Annotated in this window: 17 protein-coding genes and 1 tRNA gene; 13 read left to right on the top strand and 5 right to left on the bottom strand. The window is 63.6% G+C overall.

Going from position 1 to position 20,225, the window contains the following annotated elements; translation table 11 throughout:
• The first annotated feature begins 67 nt into the window (after positions 1-67).
• The 7 genes from XW59_RS19710 to serA all read left to right on the top strand — a co-directional run bounded on the left by XW59_RS19710 (position 68) and on the right by serA (position 9,062).
• Positions 68-1,384, top strand: coding sequence for a parallel beta-helix domain-containing protein (locus XW59_RS19710; RefSeq protein ID WP_206077728.1), 1,317 nt, complete (start codon positions 68-70; stop codon positions 1,382-1,384).
• Positions 1,385-1,400: 16 nt separating this feature from the next.
• On the top strand, positions 1,401-2,486 hold the full coding sequence (locus tag XW59_RS19705; RefSeq protein ID WP_052958308.1) for an SO2930 family diheme c-type cytochrome: 1,086 nt from the start codon (positions 1,401-1,403) through the stop codon (positions 2,484-2,486).
• A gap of 143 nt (positions 2,487-2,629) precedes the next feature.
• Positions 2,630-3,982 (top strand): phosphoglucosamine mutase, encoded by a 1,353-nt coding sequence (gene glmM, locus XW59_RS19700; protein ID WP_047147374.1) that lies wholly within the window; start codon positions 2,630-2,632, stop codon positions 3,980-3,982.
• Between the two features lie 297 nt (positions 3,983-4,279).
• Positions 4,280-5,062 carry an outer membrane beta-barrel protein gene (locus XW59_RS19695; protein ID WP_052958305.1) on the top strand — a complete coding sequence of 261 codons (783 nt, stop codon included), beginning with the start codon at positions 4,280-4,282 and terminating at the stop codon, positions 5,060-5,062.
• A 180-nt stretch (positions 5,063-5,242) separates the two neighbouring features.
• A complete protein-coding gene (locus XW59_RS19690; protein ID WP_047147373.1) occupies positions 5,243-5,941 on the top strand; it encodes an outer membrane beta-barrel protein in 699 nt (232 codons plus the stop codon).
• 183 nt (positions 5,942-6,124) lie between these two features.
• Entirely contained in the window at positions 6,125-7,300 is a 1,176-nt protein-coding gene (locus XW59_RS19685; protein WP_047147372.1) for a phosphoserine transaminase, read from the top strand.
• 166 nt (positions 7,301-7,466) lie between these two features.
• Entirely contained in the window at positions 7,467-9,062 is a 1,596-nt protein-coding gene (gene serA / locus XW59_RS19680) for a phosphoglycerate dehydrogenase (RefSeq protein ID WP_047147371.1), read from the top strand.
• A gap of 53 nt (positions 9,063-9,115) precedes the next feature.
• On the opposite strand, the gene XW59_RS19675 is transcribed toward serA, so the two are convergent.
• Genes XW59_RS19675 through XW59_RS19665 form a run of 3 tightly spaced genes read right to left on the bottom strand, consistent with a single transcriptional unit; the run spans position 9,116 to position 10,727 of the window.
• Entirely contained in the window at positions 9,116-9,535 is a 420-nt protein-coding gene (locus tag XW59_RS19675) for a type II toxin-antitoxin system VapC family toxin (RefSeq protein ID WP_047147370.1), read from the bottom strand.
• Complete coding sequence (locus tag XW59_RS19670; RefSeq protein ID WP_047147369.1) at positions 9,532-9,783, bottom strand: hypothetical protein; 252 nt, start codon at positions 9,781-9,783, stop codon at positions 9,532-9,534. The genes XW59_RS19675 and XW59_RS19670 overlap by 4 nt, the downstream gene beginning before the upstream one ends.
• A 53-nt stretch (positions 9,784-9,836) precedes the next feature.
• Complete coding sequence (locus XW59_RS19665; RefSeq protein WP_047147368.1) at positions 9,837-10,727, bottom strand: DMT family transporter; 891 nt, start codon at positions 10,725-10,727, stop codon at positions 9,837-9,839.
• Positions 10,728-10,932: 205 nt separating this feature from the next.
• On the opposite strand from XW59_RS19665, the gene XW59_RS19660 reads away from it, so the two are divergent.
• On the top strand, positions 10,933-12,231 hold the full coding sequence (locus tag XW59_RS19660; protein WP_047147367.1) for an adenylosuccinate synthase: 1,299 nt from the start codon (positions 10,933-10,935) through the stop codon (positions 12,229-12,231).
• A gap of 75 nt (positions 12,232-12,306) precedes the next feature.
• Positions 12,307-13,785: a hypothetical protein gene (locus tag XW59_RS19655; protein WP_047147366.1), complete on the top strand. Its 1,479-nt coding sequence runs from the start codon at positions 12,307-12,309 to the stop codon at positions 13,783-13,785.
• Between the two features lie 58 nt (positions 13,786-13,843).
• Here XW59_RS19655 and rpoH read toward each other — a convergent pair whose 3' ends face one another.
• On the bottom strand, positions 13,844-14,752 hold the full coding sequence (gene rpoH, locus XW59_RS19650; protein ID WP_047147365.1) for an RNA polymerase sigma factor RpoH: 909 nt from the start codon (positions 14,750-14,752) through the stop codon (positions 13,844-13,846).
• A 185-nt stretch (positions 14,753-14,937) separates the two neighbouring features.
• On the bottom strand, positions 14,938-15,972 hold the full coding sequence (locus XW59_RS19645; RefSeq protein ID WP_047147364.1) for an RluA family pseudouridine synthase: 1,035 nt from the start codon (positions 15,970-15,972) through the stop codon (positions 14,938-14,940).
• A gap of 24 nt (positions 15,973-15,996) precedes the next feature.
• Between XW59_RS19645 and XW59_RS19640 the strand changes: the two genes are divergently transcribed.
• From XW59_RS19640 to XW59_RS19625, 4 genes are all read left to right on the top strand, one after another.
• The gene (locus XW59_RS19640) at positions 15,997-16,386 is read left to right on the top strand and encodes a hypothetical protein (protein WP_047147363.1); all 390 of its coding nucleotides are present in this window, start codon (positions 15,997-15,999) and stop codon (positions 16,384-16,386) included.
• A gap of 6 nt (positions 16,387-16,392) precedes the next feature.
• A complete protein-coding gene (locus tag XW59_RS19635) occupies positions 16,393-16,794 on the top strand; it encodes a VOC family protein (protein ID WP_047147362.1) in 402 nt (133 codons plus the stop codon).
• 82 nt (positions 16,795-16,876) lie between these two features.
• Positions 16,877-16,951, top strand: a tRNA-Glu gene (locus tag XW59_RS19630).
• 270 nt (positions 16,952-17,221) lie between these two features.
• Positions 17,222-20,134, top strand: coding sequence for a response regulator (locus tag XW59_RS19625; protein WP_047147361.1), 2,913 nt, complete (start codon positions 17,222-17,224; stop codon positions 20,132-20,134).
• The last annotated feature ends 91 nt before the right edge of the window (positions 20,135-20,225 follow it).

Genomic DNA, 20,225 nt, shown 5'->3' with positions numbered 1-20,225 from the left:
TTTCATCTTTCTTGACATGGCGCAAGAGCGGGCGCATCGTGATCCCGAGGAGAGGGAGGAGACGACTATGGGATGCAGATCGACGATCGCGGATGACATGGGTGGACATGTTGGCCTTCCACCCTTCCCCGGCCTGACGGCCGGAAAGAAAAGCGGGCGGACCACCGTCCTGCTTTCCGGCTTGGCCTTCCTGCTTTCGATGACCGCCCTCCACGCGGCCGATCATCGCGTCGAGCCGGGCAGCGATGCCAATGAAAGACTGATCGAGGCGCTCATCATGGCCGAGCCCGGCGACACGATCACCATTGCCGCCGGTCGCTACGAGCTGACCGACGGCCTCTCGCTCGACGTCGACGACGTCACGGTGCGCGGGGAGGGGCCGGATTCGACGGTGCTCTCCTTCAAGGGGCAGCAAGGCTCGGGCGAGGGACTTCTCGTCACGTCGAATCGCGTCGTCCTAGAGGATTTCGGGGTCGAGGACACCAAGGGCGACGGTGTTAAGTCCAAGGGCTCGGACCAGATCACCTTCCGCAACCTTCGCGTCGAATGGACCGGCGGACCGAAGGCGGAGAACGGCGCCTACGGCGTCTATCCGGTTTCGTCGAAGAACATCCTGATCGACGGGGTCACCGTGCGCGGCGCGTCGGATGCCGGCATCTATGTCGGCCAGAGCGAGGACATCGTCGTGCGCAACAGCCGCGCCGAGTTCAACGTCGCCGGCATCGAGATCGAGAATTCCTATCGCGCTGACGTCTACGGCAACGTCGCGACCCGCAACACCGGCGGCATCCTGATCTTCGACCTGCCGAACCTGCCGGTGCAAGGCGGCCACGACATCCGCGTCTTCGACAACGACGTGGTCGACAACGACACGCCGAACTTCGCGCCGGAAGGCAACATCGTCGGCATCGTGCCCAAGGGGATGGGCGTCATGGTCATGGCCAACCGCAACGTCCACGTCTTCAACAACCGCTTCGATCGGAACGGCACCACGCATGTGCTGATCAACGCATACCCGAACGAGTATGACGACGACGAGTACATGTTCGTGCCGCGCGGCGTCTACGTTCACAATAATACCTACGGCGACGGCGGCGCGGAGCCGGACGGCGAGGTCGGCAAGATCATCTCGGACGTTTCGGGCATTCCGGTCCCCGACATCGTCTGGGACGGCGTCACGCGCATTCCGGAATATTTTTCCTGGGTGGCGCAGGGCGACCGCATCTATGTCGACGAGGCGGAGGGAACCACCTTCGTCAACCTCAAGATGATCTCGCAGACATTGCTTCCCTGGGGCTGGTGGCCGGACAAGAACATCGCCGCCTACAAGGGCAGCCTGCCGGAGCCGTCGCCGGTGAAGCTGCCGCAGGAAGAGGGCGTGTAGTCTGGAGACGGTGGAAATGCCTATCGCCGATCGGCAAAGCCGGCACTCTATGTTGCTTGCCTTTGTCCTGCCCGCCGCGCTTTTCCTGCTTCTCGCGGCCTGTCTTCCGGCACGGGCGGTCTCCGCCGACGCGGTCCTGGCGGACCGGCCGCCGAAGCTTCTCTCCGAATTCGGTTTCTTCGACGATATGCGGACGCAGAAACCGGCCGCGGGCGTCGTTCCGTTCGCGCCGCACACCGCGCTCTTTTCGGACGGCGCGCTGAAATACCGCTTCGTTCATGTGCCCGAGGGAAAGGCCGCGACATTCGTCGCCGACGAGGCGTTCGAGTTTCCGGCCGGCAGTGCGCTCGTCAAGACTTTCGCCTTTCCGTCCGACTACCGCGCGCCCGGGAAAGACGTGCGTCTCATCGAGACCCGTGTGATGCTCAGGCACGAGGACGGCTGGCACGCCTGGGCCTATCTATGGAACGAGGAGCAGACGGACGCCGAGTTGAAGATCGCCGGCGCGCGGGTGGATATCTCCACCATCGACGAGGAGGGAGAGCCGCTCGCTTTCTCCTACTCGGTGCCCAACAAGAACCAGTGCAAGGGCTGCCACGCGTTCTCGGGGGAGATCGTCCCGCTCGGGCCCAAGGCGCGCAACCTGAATTTCGACTTCGACTATCCGGGCGGCACCCGCAATCAGCTCGAACACTGGAAGGAAGCCGGAATTCTCGAAGGGCTCCCCGATCCCTCGACCGTCGCTTTCGTACCGGATTGGCAGGACGAGGGCGCAGACATCGACGCCCGCGCCCGCGCCTGGCTCGACGTCAATTGCGCCCATTGTCATCGCCGCGAGGGGCCGGCAAGCAATTCCGGCCTGTTCCTCACCTGGGGCGAGAAGAGCGCGACGGCGCTCGGCATCCGCAAGCGTCCTGTCGCCGCCGGGCGCGGCTCTGGCGGCCGGCAATTCGACATCAAGCCCGGCGATCCCGACGGTTCGATCCTCAACTACCGCGTCGAAAGCACCGAGCCCGGCATAATGATGCCCGAGCTGGGACGTGGCCTGGAGGATCGCAAGGCCGCCGAAATGCTCCGCCAATGGGTGTCCCAACTTCGGTGAGATCTACCCGCTGAAGGGGGTGGATTCACCAATTTGGTGGGGGAATCGTAACATTTTCTCACATATTGTGATATCGAAGACGCGCTCTATTGTGGCAAATCTGATCGTTGGGAGAGATTTGGCCGGGGAAAGTAAGAGTAAGTATGAGCAGAAGATATTTCGGTACAGACGGGATCCGGGGGCGGGCCAACAGATTTCCGATGACGCCAGAGGTCGCCATGAAGGTTGGCATGGCCGCCGGCATGTCGTTTCAGCGTGGCAATCACCGTCATCGCGTCGTCCTCGGCAAGGACACGCGCCTTTCCGGCTACATGATCGAGAACGCGATGGTATCCGGCTTCTGCGCCGCCGGCATGGACGTGTTCCTGCTCGGACCGATACCGACGCCGGCTGTCGCCATGCTGGTGCGCTCGCTGCGCGCCGACATCGGCGTGATGATCTCGGCCTCGCACAATCCCTACTACGACAACGGCATCAAGCTCTTCGGTCCCGACGGTTACAAGCTCTCCGACGAGATCGAGATGCGCATCGAGCAGCTTCTCGACCATGACGTCGACATCGTGGCCGCCGATGCGGACGCGCTCGGTCGCGCCAAGCGTGTCGACGGCGTGCACGATCGCTACATCGAATTCGCCAAGCGCACCCTGCCGCGCTCCATGTCCTTGTCCGGGCTGCGGATCGTGGTCGATTGTGCGAACGGCGCCGGCTACAAGGTGGCGCCCGCCGCGCTCTGGGAACTTGGCGCCGAGGTCATCGCCATCAATACCGAGCCGAACGGCCTGAACATCAATCAGGATTGCGGTTCAACGCATCCGCTCGGCCTCTCCAAGAAGGTGCACGAAGTGCGCGCCGACATCGGCATCGCGCTCGACGGCGATGCCGATCGCGTGGTTCTCGTCGACGAGAACGGCACGGTCATCGACGGTGACCAGATGATGGCCGTCATCGCCGAGGCCTGGCTGCAGAACGGCAGGCTCGCCGGCGGCGGCGTGGTTGCCACGATCATGTCCAATCTCGGCCTGGAACGGTTCCTCGGCGGAATGGGACTCGGCCTGCACCGCACCAAGGTCGGCGACCGCTACGTCGTCGAGCACATGCGCGCCCACGGCTTCAATGTCGGCGGCGAGCAGTCCGGCCATGTCGTCCTGTCCGATTTCTCGACGACGGGCGACGGCCTCGTCTCCGCCCTGCAGGTGCTTGCCTGCATCAAGCGCGCGGGCAAGCCCGCCAGCGAGGTCTGCCGCAAGTTCGAGCCGGTCCCGCAGGTTCTCAAGAACGTCCGCTTCTCCGGCCGCATGCCGCTGGAATCGCAGATCGTCAAGACGGCGATCGAGGATGCGCGCGCGCGCCTCGGCGAGGCGGGGCGCTTGGTGATCCGCCCGTCGGGCACCGAACCGCTGATCCGCGTGATGGCGGAGGCCGACGACAAGGGGCTGGTCGAGCAGGTCGTCGACGATATCATCGGCGTCATTGCGGACACCAAGGACGCGGCCTGACGGAAAGCCTTCATGCGTTTTCAAGGCCCGCGCCTCGCTCGGGCCTTTTTGCTTTCCGTTGGTGTGCAAGCAGTGGCAAGCAACGCGGCAAGAAGAGCCGCAGCGATGCTTCGAGGCGGCGGTCGGACCCGGCCGAAACCGGGCCGGGCCTTGCAAACTTGCGCTTCGTCTTCACAAATTATGGTTAAGCGGCACGGTTAAGCACAACTTAACCTTTACCCATCATTATCCACCCGAATTCAGCTTTTTTTAAAGCGGGTTGCGCGTCGCATCCGTGTCCGCGAGGGGTGGGAAGTCATGATGAAATTTGTCAGGCCGCTGCTTGGCGGCGTCGCATTGCTTGCCGGTTCGGCCATGCCTGTCTTGGCCGCCGATCTTTACGAACCGCCGGTCATCGAATATGAGCCCGAGCCCGTCGCTTTCGGCGGCTGGTATCTGCGCGGCCACATCGGCATGAGCAACCAGAGGGTCGACAGCCTCTACAATGTCCTTTTCGACGATATTCCCGGTCTCGCCGTGGTCGACAAGAACTTCGAGGCCGGTCCGATCGGCGGCATCGGCGCCGGCTATCAGTTCAACAAATGGCTGCGTGTCGACGGCGTCGTCGAATATCGCGGCGAGGTGGGCTTCCACGGGCTGGACCTCTGGAACGACGGTGTCGACGACCGCTTCAACAAATATTCCGCGAAGAAGTCGGAATGGCTGCTGATGGCGAATGCCTATGCCGATCTCGGCGAGTTCCGCGGCATCACGCCCTATATCGGCGCCGGCATCGGCGCGAGCCGCAACACCATCCATTCCTTCCGGGACGAAGGTATAGACCCGTTCGGCTCGCCGACGCTCGCCTATGCGGATTCGGCCTCGAAATGGAACTTCGCCTGGGCGCTTCACGCCGGCGTCGGCATCAAGGCCACCGAGCGGATGACGATCGATCTCGGCTACAGCTTCCTCAATCTGGGAGATGCCAAGTCGGGCGACATCGTTGCCTATGACGGCACCAACAACGTCGACAACCCGATGCATTTCCGCGACATCACCTCGCACGACTTCAAGCTCGGCGTGCGCTATTCCTTCTACTGATCCAGTCTCGGCAATCGATACAGGCGGGCCCGGCGAAAGTCGGGCCTGATCTGTTTTGCGGCCCGCCCGCCGCCACGATAACCTTCTGTTATCCTTAACCGCGACTTAACCACTATGGTTAATACTGGCTTCAGGCAACAGGGCGATGCGCTTGCGCGTCGTCAATTCCGGAGTCCGGTCATGAACCTTCGTTCCAGCATGCTCCTTTCGGCGGCCGCGGCCGCCTTCATGCCCGCCGTGCAGGCGGGCGCAGCCGACTACGATCCGCCGATCGTCCTGCAGGAAGCACCGGAATATGTTCCGGTGGAGATCGGATCGGGTTGGTACCTGCGGGGGGACGTCAGCTACAACGTCAACGACCCGGTCTATGATTTCGAGCTGTTCGGCGAGGACACCGACAATCTGCGCATCGGCGGCGGCATCGGCGCGGGCTATCATTTCACGGACTATTTGCGGGGCGACCTCACGCTCGGTTTCATCGGCAGGGACAAGTATCGCTACGATGACGGGATCGATGCGATCTCCGCTTCCAGCAGCTTCTGGAACGGCATGGCCAACGCCTATCTCGATCTCGGCACCTATGCGGGCGTGACCCCTTATGTCGGCGGTGGCGTCGGCGTGATGTATGGCCGAGGCAAGCTTTCGATCGATTCTCAGTCGCTGGGCATCGAGGAGTCGTTCTCCGACGACCAGTACCGCTTCGCCTACGCGTTGAATGCCGGCGTGGCCTACAAGGTGACGGAGAACGCCTCCATCGACCTCGGCTATCAATATCTTAGCTCGCCGGATCTCGAATATATCGACAGCGATTCGCTCGACGTGCGCAAAGGCGTCGACTTCCACCAGATCCGCGTCGGCCTGCGCTACGATCTCTGGTAAGCGCGCCAACACTTTCATCCTTGCAGCGGCGGGCCGGAGGTCCGCCGTTTCGCTTTGGGCCGAGCGGGTGTTCCGAAAGCGACGTCAACATTCCGCTTGACGCCGCGCCCGCGAAAGAATATCGCCGTCCGTGGGCCACCCCTCCCCAACGAGGGGCGTGCTATCTGAAAGGGTAGAACCACGATGACGACACTTACGAAACCGGACCTGCGTCCGGCCAATCCCAATTTCTCCTCAGGTCCCTGCGCAAAACGTCCCGGCTGGTCGCTGGAGGCGCTGAAGGCTGCTCCTCTCGGCCGCTCGCATCGCGCCAAGATCGGCAAGAGCAAGCTCGAACAGGCGATCGACCTCACCCGCGAAGTGCTGCAGGTGCCGGCGGATTACCGCATCGGCATCGTTCCGGCATCCGATACCGGCGCCGTCGAGATGGCGCTGTGGTCGCTGCTCGGCGAGCGCGGCGTGGACATGGTCGCCTGGGAATCCTTCGGCTCGGGCTGGGTGACCGACGTCGTCAAGCAGCTCAAGCTTGCCGACGCGCGCAAGGTCGAGGCGCCTTACGGCGAACTGCCGGATCTGAACCAGATCGATTTCGACCGCGACGTCGTCTTCACCTGGAACGGCACCACCTCGGGCGTGCGCGTGCCGAATGCCGACTTCATCCCTGCCGACCGTAAGGGGCTGACTATCTGCGACGCGACGTCCGCGGCCTTCGCGCAGCGCCTCGACTTCGCCAAGCTCGACGTCGTCACCTTCTCCTGGCAGAAAGTGCTGGGCGGCGAGGCCGCGCACGGCGTGCTCATCCTTTCGCCGCGCGCCGTCGAGCGCCTCGAAAGCTACATGCCCGCCTGGCCGCTGCCGAAGATCTTCCGCATGACCAAGGGCGGCAAGCTCATCGAGGGCATCTTCAAGGGCGAGACGATCAACACGCCGTCCATGCTGTGCGTGGAGGACTATATCGACGCGCTTCTGTGGGCGAAGTCGATCGGCGGGCTCGACGGGCTGGTCGCCCGCGCCGACGCCAACTTCGCCGTGCTCGACGCCTTCGTGGAAGGCTCGACCTGGGCCGGCCATCTGGCGGTCGCGCCCGAGACCCGGTCGAACACCTCCGTCTGCCTGTCCATCGTCGATCCCGATTTCACGGCGCTCGACAAGGATGCGCAGGCGGCTTTCGCCAAGGCCATGGTCTCGGCGCTCGACAAGGAGGGCGTCGCCTACGACATCGGCGCCTATCGCGACGCGCCTTCCGGACTTCGCATCTGGGCCGGCGCAACGGTCGAGACGTCGGACCTCGAGGCATTGCTGCCCTGGCTCGACTGGGCTTTCGCAAACCAGAAGGCGGCGCTGAAGGCCGCTGCTTAATTCAGCAAACGCTAATACCCCTTATCCGGCCGCTGCGCGGCCACCTTCTCCCAAGCGGAGAAGAAGTCGGCGAAAACGTCGACGATCTCCTCTCCCCAATGGTGAGAGGTCGGCCGAGCGAGGCGGAGCCGGGTGAGGGGCGGATTCCAGGAAAAGGAACAAACCCATGCCCCGCGTTCTCGTTTCAGACAAGCTTTCGCCGACCGCGGTCCAAATCTTCAAGGATCGCGGCGTCGAGGTCGACTACCTGCCCGACCTCGGCAAGGACAAGGAAAAGCTCCTCGAGGTCATCGGCCAATATGACGGCCTGGCGATCCGCTCGGCCACCAAGGTCACCGAGAAGCTGATCAACGCCGCCACGAACCTGAAGGTGATCGGCCGCGCCGGCATCGGCGTCGACAATGTCGACATTCCGGCCGCGTCGCGCCGCGGCATTATCGTCATGAACACGCCCTTCGGCAATTCCATCACGACGGCCGAGCATGCGATCGGCCTGATGTTCGCCGTGGCGCGGGAACTTCCGGAAGCCAACGCCTCGACCCATGCGGGCAAGTGGGAGAAGAACCGCTTCATGGGCGTCGAGATCACCGGCAAGACGCTGGGCGTCATCGGCTGCGGCAATATCGGCTCGATCGTGGCGACGCGCGGCGTCGGCCTCAAGATGCACGTGATCGCCTATGATCCGTTCCTTTCCGAGGGACGCGCTTCCGAACTCGGCGTCGAGAAGGTCGAGCTGGACGACATCTTCGCCCGCTCCGACTTCATCACGCTGCACACGCCGATGACCGACAAGACCCGCGGCATCATCAATGCGGAGGCGATCGCCAAGATGAAGGACGGTGTGCGCATCATCAATTGCGCGCGCGGCGGCCTGATCGTCGAAGCCGATCTCATCGAGGGCCTGAAAAGCGGCAAGGTCGCCGGTGCCGGCATCGACGTGTTCGAGGTGGAGCCGGCGAATGAAAGCCCGCTTTTCGGCATGCCGAACGTGGTCTGCACGCCGCATCTGGGTGCTGCTACCACCGAAGCTCAGGAGAACGTCGCATTGCAGGTCGCCGAGCAGATGTCGGACTACCTGGTCAAGGGCGCGGTCTCGAACGCGATCAACATGCCGTCGATCACGGCGGAAGAAGCGCCGAGGCTGAAGCCGTTCATCAAGCTGGCCGAGGTGCTGGGGGCCTTTGTCGGCCAGGTCACCGAGGAGCCGATCCAGGAAGTCGAGATTCTCTTCGACGGAGCGACCGCCGGGATGAACACGCGCGCCCTCATCAGCGCGACGCTGGCAGGCCTCATCCGTCCGCAGGTGGCCGACGTCAACATGGTCTCCGCGCCAATCATGGCCAAGGAGCGCGGTGTCATCCTCTCCGAAGTCAAGCGCGACAAATCGGGCGTCTTCGACGGCTATATCAAGCTGACGGTGAAGACCAAGAACAAGACCCGTGCGATCGCCGGAACCTGCTTCTCCGACGGCAAGCCGCGCTTCATCCAGATCAAGGGCATCAATCTCGACGCGGAGGTGGGCGAGCACATGCTCTACACCACCAACGCGGACGCGCCGGGCATCATCGGCCTGCTCGGCACGGTCTGCGGCAAGAACGACGTCAACATCGCCAACTTCCAGCTCGGCCGCAACCGGCCCGGCGGCGACGCCATCGCGCTGCTCTACCTCGACGGCCCGTTCCCCGAAAAGGTGCTCGAGGAAGTGCGCGCGCATCCGGCGATCCGCTCGGCGAAGCCGCTGCATTTCGACGTGGCGTTGTAAGGCCGGGAGCGTTGTAAGGAATCTTCAAAGGCGTGGAGCAATCCACGCCTTTTTCAATCCTGCCAGGGATTGAACAACTCGATATCGAGGTCGTTGAAATCCTTGACGTTGTGCGTGGCAAGCGTCGCATTGCGGGATATGACTATGCCTGCGATTTGGGTGTCGGCCAGATCAATCTGGCGACCTACGGAACGCCTGATAGCCGATATCCGCGCGGATTGCTCGGCCGCCGATCGGTCGAATGGCAGTATCCGGTCGCCTATGGCGCTTGAAAGCAAAAGGTCGAACCTTTCAAGCAATCCCGCCCGCCGTCTGCCGTCGGGAAGCACAAGCAGACCGAACCTGATTTCCAGAATGGTAATGGTGGTAATCCATATCGAAATCCGTGGCTGAGCATCGAGCCATCGCACGACCAGCGGATTTTCTTCCGGACGCATCAAGGACGAGACGACGTTCGTGTCCAGAACGATCATTCGTCAAATTTCTCGGCTCGCACCGACGATTTCGGAAGTCGTTCGAGCGGCTCACCCTCGACACCAATCCCGCGGAAAATGCTGGCGATTTCAGTGCCCAAGCCCTTGAGTTCGCCCTCATCCTGAAGAACCGCTGCCCTCAGGATGGAGCGGACTTCCTCTTCCATACTGGTGCCGTGTTTCGCCGCGCGCTCCTGCAGACGCTGCTTGATGTCGTCGTCGATCTGTCTAACCAGCAACTGAGCCAATCCAGCTCTCCTTTGCTATCATGATAGCAAATATCGAGGCTGTATCCAAATATTCAAGCAGCCCGCTTGCGGCCGCTGTGCTCGGCGAGCCAGATACCGCCGAGCACGAGGACGATGGCGATCGCGTGGTAGAGGTGGAAATCCTCGCCGAGGATCAGGATCGACAGCATCGTGCCGAATATCGGCACGAGATTGATGAAGAGGCCGGCGCGGTTGGCGCCGATCAATTCCACGCCGCGGATGTAGAACACCTGGCTCACGACCGAAGGGAAGATCGCGGTGAAGGCCGCGATCGCCCAGCCCCGCGTATCCGGCAGGATCGCGCTTCCGGCCGAAACCTCCCAGGCGAGAAAGGGAAGCGAGGACAGAAAGGCCGCGATCGACATGACGAGCATCAGGCTTTTCCAATGGATCGCCGGCTTGTAGCGCAGCGCCACCGTATAGCCGCCATAGAGCACGATCGCGATCATCATCAGCGCATCGCCGAAATTGACGTCGAGCTCGGCAAGCCGCGACAGCTCGCCGTGGCTCGCCACAATGGCGATGCCGGCGAGCGAGAGGACGAAGCCGACGATCTGCGCCCATGTGATGCCCATGCGGAACAGGACGAAATTCGCAAGGAAGATCAACATCGGCATCGCCGCCTGCTCAATCGAGACGTTGATGGCGGTGGTGTAGTTCAGCGCGCTGTAGAGCGCGGCATTGAAAAGGGTGAAGCCGGCGGCGCCGAGCACGAACAGGAAAACCAGCCGGTGGCGCACGACCGGCCAGTCGCGCCGCAATTGCGCCGTGCCGATGGCTATCATGATCAGTGCCGCCATCGCCCAGCGCACCGTGGTCAGCATCATCGGCGAGATATGGCCGACGGCGAGCTTGCCCGCAATCGCGTTTCCGCCCCAGAAAAGCATGGTCAGGAGCAGGAGGACATAGGCGTTGCGATGCATGGAGAGGGGCGCTTCCGGAAACGGGGTCGGGATATGGTTTGACGTAACCCGCTCCGGCGGACGGGTAAATGGACCAGGGCCGATTTAATCGAAGACAGCCGGCTTCCAGTTCGAAACGGGGGTCGCGCGCCGCATCGCTTGACGCTATAGAAGCGTTTCAATTCAGGGACGCCGGGCGTCCAGCCGTGCAAAGAGAGGATTTCCCATGGCCAATGTTGTGGTCGTCGGCTCGCAGTGGGGCGACGAAGGCAAGGGCAAGATCGTGGACTGGCTGTCCGAACGCGCCGACGTGGTTGTGCGCTTCCAGGGCGGGCACAATGCCGGGCATACGCTCGTCGTCGATGGCAAGGTCTACAAGCTCTCGCTCCTGCCTTCCGGCGTCGTGCGCGAGGGCAAGCTCTCGATCATCGGCAACGGCGTCGTCTTCGATCCGCACGCTTTCGTCGCCGAACTCGCGCGTCTCAGGGAGCTCGGCGTCGAAATCGGCCCCGATCGCCTGAAAATCGCCGAAAACACGGCCCTTATCCTTTCCCTGCACAGGGAACTCGATGGCATTCGCGAAGACGCAGCCTCCAATTCTGGCACCAAGATCGGCACGACCCGCAGGGGCATCGGCCCGGCCTATGAGGACAAGGTCGGCCGCAGGGCTATCCGCGTGATGGATCTGGCGGACATGGAGACCCTGCCCCTCAAGGTCGACCGGCTCCTCACCCATCATAATGCGCTGCGCCAGGGGCTCGGCCATGACGAGGTCACGCATGAAACGATCATGGAGGAACTGACCTCCATCACCGACAATGTGCTGCCCTACATGGATCGTGTCTGGAAGATCCTCGACGAAGCACGCCGCGGCGGCAAGCGTATCCTCTTCGAGGGCGCGCAGGGCACCTTGCTCGATATCGACCACGGCACCTATCCCTTCGTGACCTCGTCCAACACGGTTGCCGGACAGGCCGCGACCGGGTCGGGTGTCGGCCCCGGCGCGATCGGCTACGTGCTCGGCATCACCAAGGCCTATACGACGCGTGTCGGCGAGGGTCCGTTCCCGACCGAGCAGGACAACGAGGTCGGCGACTTCCTCGGCACGCGCGGTCACGAGTTCGGCACGGTCACCGGCCGCAAGCGCCGCTGCGGCTGGTTCGACGCGGTTCTGGTCCGCCAGGCGGTCGCGGCGAACGGCATCAACGGCATCGCGCTCACCAAGCTCGACGTGCTCGACGGCCTCGACGAGATCAAGGTCTGCACCGCCTATCGCCTCGACGGCGAGGTGATCGACTATCTGCCGGCGAGCCAGGGCGCGCAGGCGCGCGTCGAGCCGATCTACGAGACGCTGGAAGGCTGGAAGGGAACGACCGCCGGAGCGCGAAGCTGGAACGAGCTGCCGGCCCAGGCGGTGAAATATGTACGCCACATAGAAGAGTTGATCGGCGCGCCGGTGGCGCTTCTTTCCACCAGTCCCGAGCGCGAGGACACGATACTTGTTACCGATCCGTTTCAAGACTAGTTTCGGCAGGAACTCGTTCCGGCGGGGTGATTTGTCGATCTCCCGCCGGGACATAAAGGTACAGGGCAGCAACGCATGGCGGATTTCGTAGCGGTACTTAAGAAGACGATCGGCGGTCTGCGGGAGAACACGCCCGAGATGCGCGAGAAAGTCTACGAAAAGGCGCGCGCGACCATCGAAGCCAAGCTGGCCGCGATCAGCCCACCGCCGCCGCAGGCCGTCATCGACAGGCAGAGAAAGGCGATCGATGACGCGATCGCCGTGGTGCGCGCGGAATATGACGCGCCGGAGGAACTGCTGGACGACGACGATCTGGAAGACGTCTTCTCCAGCCTGGAAAAGGGAGAGGTGCCAGCCTCGCCCGTGACCGCACGGGCCGAGCCGGAGACGCCGCACCACGAAACCGGCGACGGGCATCACGAAGACCAATTCGATGCGGCGCGTCCGGACGATGATGACGAGGTGAGATCGGTCGGCTCCGTTTTGCGCGAGGCGAACGACGCTTATCGTAACGACGCATCCCTGGACGATTCAGATCCGGCTTCCATGGCCCCGCCCGTGCGGCGTTCGGAGAAAAAGGCCGCGAGGAACCGCACCGGCCTGATCGCGGCGCTGGCGGCGTTGCTGGTCCTGGCTGGCGCCGGCTATGCGGCCTGGCTCAACAGGAACGATATCTCCGCGCTTCTGGCAAGCTGGACGCAAACCGAGCCGTCCCAGCAAACGCCCGAGACGGCCGGCGAGGAGAGCACCGCCGCCGCGCCGTCGGACGCCGCGCCGGAGGCACAGGCCCAGCAACCGGCACAGCCGGAGGAGCAGCCGAAATTCACCCAGCGGCTGATGCCGGACGGCAACGAGGTCGATGAAGGCCCCGCCGGAGGCACGCCGGCGATAGGTGAAGGATCGTCCGTGGCGCAGGTGTCGCCTGACGCACCGGGACAGGCGGCCGAGACGCCGGCCGCGCCGTCGAACGAGAATGCGACCGAGGATCCGCCCGCGGTGGCGGTCGGCCAGCGCGCGATCTTCTACGAGGAGCGCACGAGTTCGGCCCAGGGCTCCGCCGAGGCCGGATCGATCGTCTGGTCGCTGGTGCAGGAATCGCCCGGCGGCGATCTTCCGCCCGAGCCGGCGGTTCGCGCCGAAGCCACGATACCGGGCAAGAACCTGCAGATGCGCATGACGATACGTCGCAATGCGGACCAGACGCTTCCGGCGAGCCATATCATCGAGATGATTTTCCTCACCCCGGAAGGGTTCGAGGGCGGCGGCATCAGCAATGTGACGCGCATAGCGCTGAAGGAAACCGAGCAGGCCGCCGGCAATCCGCTGGTCGGGATTCCCGCCAAGATCGCCGACGGATTCTTCCTCGTCGCGCTCAGCGATTCGCCCGCCGAGATGGAAGCGAACACCTCGCTTCTGCGTCGACAGAGCTGGATCGACATCCCGCTCGTCTACCAGTCCGGCCGGCGTGCGCTCATCACGCTCGAAAAGGGCATCCCCGGCGAACGCGTATTCGACGAGGCGATGCGGGCCTGGGCGAGCGCGACCAGCGGATAAGAAAAACCCGCCGCGGATGGCGGCGGGTCTGATTTCCGGATAGCCGGGTTTTTCTCTGTCAGTGCGCTTCGGCCTCGATGGTGCGGAGCGCCTGCATCTGCCGCTTGGCGGCATTCTTGACCGCGTCCTGCACCTTCTCGAAAGCACGCACCTCGATCTGACGCACCCGCTCGCGGCTGATATCGAATTCGCCGGAGAGTTCTTCCAGCGTCATCGGCTCCTCCGCGAGCCGGCGGGCTTCGAAGATGCGCCGTTCGCGGTCGTTGAGCACGTCCATCGCATCCGTGAGCATCGAGCGGCGATTTTCGAGTTCGTCCTGCTCGGCGATCATGTCTTCCTGGCTGTCGTGGTCGTCCACGAGCCAGTCCTGCCACTCACCGGATTCGCCCTCGGAAGCGCGGATCGGGGCGTTCAGCGACGCGTCGCCGGAAAGCCGGCGGTTCATCGATACGACTTCTTCCGCGCTCACATTGAGGCGGGTCGCGATCTCCTGAACCTGCTCGGGATTGAGGTCGCCGTCGTCCAGCGCCTGGATCTTGCCCTTCACCTTGCGCAGGTTGAAGAACAGGCGTTTCTGGTTCGCGGTGGTGCCCATCTTCACGAGGCTCCACGACCGCAGGATGTATTCCTGGATCGCCGCCTTGATCCACCACATCGCATAGGTGGCGAGGCGGAAGCCGCGCTCGGGCTCGAATTTCTTGACGGCCTGCATGAGGCCGACATTTCCTTCCGAGATGACCTCGCCGATCGGCAGGCCGTAACCGCGGTATCCCATGGCGATCTTCGCCACGAGGCGAAGATGGCTCGTCACGAGCTTGTGGGCCGCGCTGGTGTCGTCATGCTCCTGGTACCGCTTGGCGAGCATGTACTCTTCCTGCGGCTGAAGCATCGGAAAGCGTCTGATTTCTTCCAGATAACGGGACAGACCCCCTTCTCCGGAAACAATGCTGGGCAATGTCTGGGCCATGTAGCACCCTCCCTCTCTTCTTGGAGTTTTCACCCCCGGATTTCGGCGGGCGTGGGATGCAGCCGCCCGAAGGGCGCACTGCACCTACCGTTATATAGGTACATTTGCGGCGAAAACACGGTCTATGACGGCATGAAACAGTGCGTCACGTTTAAGTGAACATTCCCCCTCAACTTTTCGCCGCTTCAAGCCAAACGGCGAAAGGCGGCGACGAGTTCCGCCATGTCGTCGGGAAGAGCGGCCTGGAAGCGCATCAGCTCGCCGGTTGCCGGGTGGCGGAAGGCGAGGGTGCGGGCGTGAAGTGCCTGGCGCCTGAATGCCCTGACCCGCTCGCGCAGCGCTTCGGGAAGCCGGTTCGCCTTCGTCAGGAACGCCCGGCCATAGTCCTGATCGCCGATCAACGGATGGCCGATATGCGCCATATGGACGCGGATCTGATGGGTGCGGCCGGTTTCGAGCCGGCACTCGACCAGCGATGCGAGCGCGGTCGTGTCGGGATTCTCGCCGAATCGCTCGACGACCTGGAAATGCGTGACCGCGTGGCGCGCGTCCTCGCGTTCGGCGCGTACGACCGTGCGCAGCGTCCTGTCACCGGTCGCCCGGCCCAGTGGCGCGTCGATCGTGCCGGCCATGCGCGCCGGCGTGCCCCAGACCAGCGCCGCGTAGCTGCGTTCGAGGTCGCCTGTGCGGCCATGGTCGGCGAAGGCTTCGGAAAGCACGCGATGGGTGCGGTCGTCCTTGGCGACGACGAGAACGCCGCTCGTATCCTTGTCGAGCCGGTGGACGATGCCCGGCCGGCGCACGCCGCCTATGCCGGAAAGCGACGGCCCGCAATGATGAATGAGCGCGTTGACCAGCGTTCCGGTCCAGTTGCCGGCGCCCGGATGCACCACCAGTCCCGCCGGCTTGTTGATGACGATGAGGTGGTCGTCCTCGTAGAGGATGTCGAGCGGGATGTCCTCGCCCTGTGGCTCGGCCGCCTCCGGCTCGGGCACGACGATCTCGACGCGATCGCCTTCCGCGAGCTTGCGCTTGGGCTCGGCGACAGGCGCGCCGTTGAGCGTCACCGCGCCTTCCCGGATCAGCGACTGTATGCGGTTGCGCGAAAGATCCGGACCGGTTCGGGCGGCGAGCCACTGGTCCAGCCGCTGGCCGGCGGCCTCCGCATCGGCCACGAACCCTTTCAATGCGGCTTCGGCTTCGCTATCAGGGTCGCTCATCGATCAAACTGACTGGAAACGAACATGGCGGGCCCCGCTTTAGACGACGAGGAACAGGAAAAGCCGCTGGACCCGGCCGTGGAAAATGTCCGACGCAAGCTTATCCGCTTCATGGTTATCAATCTCGGGGTGCTTTTCATTGCCCTTATGGCCGTGGTGGCCGCGATTGTCTACCGCACCGCGACGCGAGAGACGCCGAGCGCCGAAGCCGCGTCTCAGGTTCCGTCGCCGGCCGAAAGCCCCGCCGCCGCCGGCGAGATCGCCTTGCCGGCGGGCGCGCGTATCCTGGGCCAGGCGCTTTCCGGCAATCGGCTGAGCCTGCAGGTGGAGCTTGCATCCGGCCGGCAGGCCATCTTCATCTACGACACGGTCGAACGCCGCATCCTCGGCAGGTTCGAGGTCGTGGAGGAATAGCCTGAAATGGCGCGCCATCTCGCGACCGTCGCGGTTCTCGTCGCCGATTACGACGAGGCGATCCGTCACTATACCGAGGTGCTTGGGTTCGTGCTGGTCAAGGATACCGACCTGGGCGGCGGGAAAAGGTGGGTTCTCGTCGCACCGTCGCCTGATGCGCCGACGCGGCTGTTGCTTGCCCAGGCGCGCGGCGAGCGGCAAAGCGCTCGGGTTGGCGATCAGACCGGCGGCCGTGTCGGCTTTTTCGTCGAGACGGACGATTTCTGTCGCGATTACCGGCTGATGCGGGCGCGCGGCGCGGATTTCCGCGAGAAGCCGCGCAAGGAGGAGTACGGTACCGTGGCGGTTTTCGCCGATCTCTACGGCAATCTCTTCGATCTCATCCAGCCTTCGGCGCGCCGGTCCTGAGTTTTCGAGCATTTCGACGAAAATCCACGACTCGCCCGGTTGCATTTCCGGCGATCCGCCGCTATATCCGCGCTCTGGCTAAGCGCCCATCGTCTAGCGGTCAGGACGGCGCCCTCTCACGGCGCAAACAGGGGTTCGATTCCCCTTGGGCGTGCCAGTCTTTCCTCAGATCGTGAAATGAAGCATCCGTTGGATTTGCTTTTCCTCCAGCCTTGTTGGAGGCGGGGTGCGCGCGGCTGTTCAAGCCGCCTCATTGGCCGGGCCCTGGACTTAGGCGAACGTTAAGCTTCGTGGGTCACATTTCCTCCCCTTGGGGAAACTGGTAAGGGGGATACCGGTGGGAACGTGGGGGTTACCGACCGGATCGGAAATCGAGACAGGCAAGGAGATATCTCCCGGCCTCGATGCTAGCCGCGATCCGCGATCCTTGAACGGCCTGATCGAATGCCGGGACCGGCTCTTTTCTGCCGGCGACCTTGTCGCTGTCGTCGAAACCGCCGCCGACTGGCTCTGGGAAACCGACGGGGAGCACCGCTTTACCTGGATATCCGACGGGTTCTTCGTGATCAGCGACGTCGAGCGCTCGAGCGTCATCGGCAAATGGCGACTCGAAACGCTGATGAAGGCGAAAAGCGGCGACCATCCTTCCGTTCAGCTCGCAGACCTGCGGGCTGGCCGGCCTTTTCGCGGCTTCATCCATGAATTCGGCCAGGGCGGCGAAGCCTGCCGCTGGCTGTCGATATCCGGCGCGCCGCGGTTCGACGCCTCGGGTCGCTTTCTCGGATATCGTGGAACGGGCAGCAACGTCACGGCGCTGCTGTCGCTTCGCGAGAGCGCGTTGGCGGAAGCGACGGAACAGGCCGAGCGGCTTCTTTCCGATCTCCAGCGCACGCTCGACATGCTCGATCTCGGCGTCGTCGTGCTCGATCCCGGCCTGAAGGCGGAGATGATCAACAAGGCCTTCTATTCGATATGGAGGGTCGGGCTCGACGAGGTCTCGGTCGGCGATCCGTTCCGGGCGCTGATGGACGTGAACCGCCACAACGGCATCTACGAGGTGGCGGACGAGGATTGGGAAAGCTATGTCGCCTCCCGTCTCGAGGAGATCCGTGCCGGCGATGTGGCGCCGCGCGAGTTCCGGCGGGCAGACGGCTGCACCATGATCTATTCGGTCACTTCGCTTTCGGGCGGCAAGCGGCTCGTCAGCTATTACGACATCACCGAGCAGAAGGAGCGCGAGGCGGAGGCCGAGGCCGCGCGCCGGCACCTGTCGAACGTGCTGGAATCGCTGCCGGCCGGCGTGGTGATATATGACCGCGACGACAAGTTCGTCTTCGCGAACCGCAAGATCAGGGAATGGACGCCGGGACTGAACCCGGTATGGAAATCGGGCTGCACCTTCCGTGATGCTGCCGAGCTCGGCCACAGCCTGGGATACTTCCGCGCCAGCGGCGATCCGACGGTCGATGTGCTCTACGGAACCGACAAGCAGGCCTGGCTCGAAGCCTATATGCGCCGTCATGCCGAACCGCAGAACGTCTATGAGCGGCGGCAGGACGACGGCCGCTGGATACAGGCGTTCGACACGCACACGGAAGACGGCAGCTTCGTCGGCGTGCGCGTCGAGATCACCGAACTGAAGGGCAGGGAGAAGGCGCTGCGCGAGGCCGAGCAGCGCGCGATCCTCGCCGACCGCGCAAAGTCGGAATTCCTGGCCAATATGAGCCACGAAATCCGTACGCCGATGAACGGCGTGCTCGGAATGGCGGAACTGCTGGCCAAGACCGAACTCGACGCAAAGCAGAAGACGTTCACCGACATCATCGTGAAATCGGGCAACGCGCTCCTGACCATCATCAACGATATTTTGGACTTCTCCAAGATCGATGCGGGCCAGCTTGTCCTAGACCCGCAGCCCTTCCAGCTCGCCGAAGCGATCGAGGACGTCGCCACGCTGGTTTCGACACGGGCGAAGGAGAAGGATCTGGAGATGATCGTGCGGGTCGCGCCCGATCTTCACGACAGCTTCGTCGGCGATGTGGGACGGATAAGGCAGATCATCACCAATCTCCTCGGCAATGCCGTCAAATTCACCGATTCCGGACATGTGCTGGTCGACGTGACCGGCGAGAATCTGGGCGAGGAGACGCGGCTCCGGGTGCAGGTCACGGATACCGGCATCGGCATCCCCGCCGACAAGCTGAAGCTGGTCTTCGACAAGTTCAGCCAGGTGGATGCCTCGTCGACGCGCCGGCACGAGGGGACGGGCCTCGGCCTGGCGATCACCTCGCGGCTGGTGGAGATGATGGGCGGCGGGATCGGCGTCGAGAGCGTCGAGGGAGAGGGGTCGACCTTCTGGTTCACCGTCGCCCTGCCCCGTACGGGGCAGGCGGAGAGAGGCAAGGCCACACCGGTCGACGTTTCCGGCGCGCGCGTTCTCGTGATCGACGACAACGCGGTCAACAGGTCGATTCTCCTGGAGCAGATGGCCGTCTGGGGGTTCGACGCGTGCGCCGCGGAGAGCGGCCCGGAGGGGATCGCCGTTCTCCACGCGGTGCTCGAGCGCGGCCTGACGGTGGATTGCATCATTCTCGATTACCAGATGCCGGGCATGACCGGCGCCGACGTCGCGCGGATCGTACGTGCGACGCCGGCGGTCGTGGATACTCCGATCGTCATGCTGACTTCCGTCGACCAGTCGCTGTCGCATGTCAGCTATCGCGACCTTGCGATCGATGCGCAACTCATCAAGCCGGCCCGCTCGGCGGTGCTTCTCCAGACCTTGGTGGGAACCATCCAGAAGCGGCGCTTTCTCGCCGCCGATCATCTCTCGACGCCGGAGGCGACGATGCCGGCCGAGCCGACGGTCGCGTCGGCGGCCGTGCCCGTCCGCGAGCGGGAGCTGCGGCTTGCAGTCCGTCCGGGCTCGCCGTCGGACAGGTCGCGCGTCGACATACTGGTCGCGGAAGACAATGAGGTAAACCAGCTCGTCTTCTCGCAAATCCTGGCCGAGACCGGATGCACTTTCGAGATCGTGGGCAACGGCCGCCTCGCGGTCGAAGTCTTCGAGGCGATGATGCCGCGCATGGTGCTGATGGACGTGTCGATGCCGGAAATGAACGGGCTCGAGGCGACCGGCAGGATACGCGAGCTGGAAAAGCGCACCGGAGGGCATGTGCCGATCATCGGGGTGACCGCGCATGCTCTGAAGGGCGACCGGGAACGCTGCCTGGAAGCCGGCATGGACGATTATCTTTCCAAGCCGATCAGCCCCAAGGCGCTGATGGAAAAAATCGGACGTTGGACGATGGCCGGCCGCGACGAGCGTGCGGCGAGCTAAGTTTGCGGACAATCAATGGCTTGGCGCGGCCGCCGTCCGACGCACCTGCTTCATGCGGCCGTGCGTAATATGGCTGACATGATATTGTCAT

This window comes from Aquamicrobium sp. LC103 (genome assembly GCF_001014615.2).
Lineage (GTDB): Bacteria > Pseudomonadota > Alphaproteobacteria > Rhizobiales > Rhizobiaceae > LBCQ02.
Note: the sequence above shows the minus strand (reverse complement) of the source record. Positions and strands in the feature narration are given on the sequence as shown.

Bases quoted from the DNA above. Each gene is read 5' to 3' on its own strand.
- XW59_RS19675 (WP_047147370.1), bottom strand. From the start codon at position 9,535: ATGATCGTTCTGGACACGAACGTCGTCTCGTCCTTGATGCGTCCGGAA.
- XW59_RS19635 (WP_047147362.1), top strand. From the start codon at position 16,393: ATGGCGCGCCATCTCGCGACCGTCGCGGTTCTCGTCGCCGATTACGAC.
- glmM (WP_047147374.1), top strand. From the start codon at position 2,630: ATGAGCAGAAGATATTTCGGTACAGACGGGATCCGGGGGCGGGCCAAC.
- XW59_RS19665 (WP_047147368.1), bottom strand. From the start codon at position 10,727: ATGCATCGCAACGCCTATGTCCTCCTGCTCCTGACCATGCTTTTCTGG.
- XW59_RS19645 (WP_047147364.1), bottom strand. From the start codon at position 15,972: ATGAGCGACCCTGATAGCGAAGCCGAAGCCGCATTGAAAGGGTTCGTG.
- XW59_RS19690 (WP_047147373.1), top strand. From the start codon at position 5,243: ATGAACCTTCGTTCCAGCATGCTCCTTTCGGCGGCCGCGGCCGCCTTC.
- XW59_RS19705 (WP_052958308.1), top strand. From the start codon at position 1,401: ATGCCTATCGCCGATCGGCAAAGCCGGCACTCTATGTTGCTTGCCTTT.
- XW59_RS19655 (WP_047147366.1), top strand. From the start codon at position 12,307: ATGGCGGATTTCGTAGCGGTACTTAAGAAGACGATCGGCGGTCTGCGG.
- rpoH (WP_047147365.1), bottom strand. From the start codon at position 14,752: ATGGCCCAGACATTGCCCAGCATTGTTTCCGGAGAAGGGGGTCTGTCC.
- XW59_RS19710 (WP_206077728.1), top strand. From the start codon at position 68: ATGGGATGCAGATCGACGATCGCGGATGACATGGGTGGACATGTTGGC.
- XW59_RS19695 (WP_052958305.1), top strand. From the start codon at position 4,280: ATGATGAAATTTGTCAGGCCGCTGCTTGGCGGCGTCGCATTGCTTGCC.
- XW59_RS19660 (WP_047147367.1), top strand. From the start codon at position 10,933: ATGGCCAATGTTGTGGTCGTCGGCTCGCAGTGGGGCGACGAAGGCAAG.
- XW59_RS19640 (WP_047147363.1), top strand. From the start codon at position 15,997: ATGGCGGGCCCCGCTTTAGACGACGAGGAACAGGAAAAGCCGCTGGAC.
- XW59_RS19685 (WP_047147372.1), top strand. From the start codon at position 6,125: ATGACGACACTTACGAAACCGGACCTGCGTCCGGCCAATCCCAATTTC.
- serA (WP_047147371.1), top strand. From the start codon at position 7,467: ATGCCCCGCGTTCTCGTTTCAGACAAGCTTTCGCCGACCGCGGTCCAA.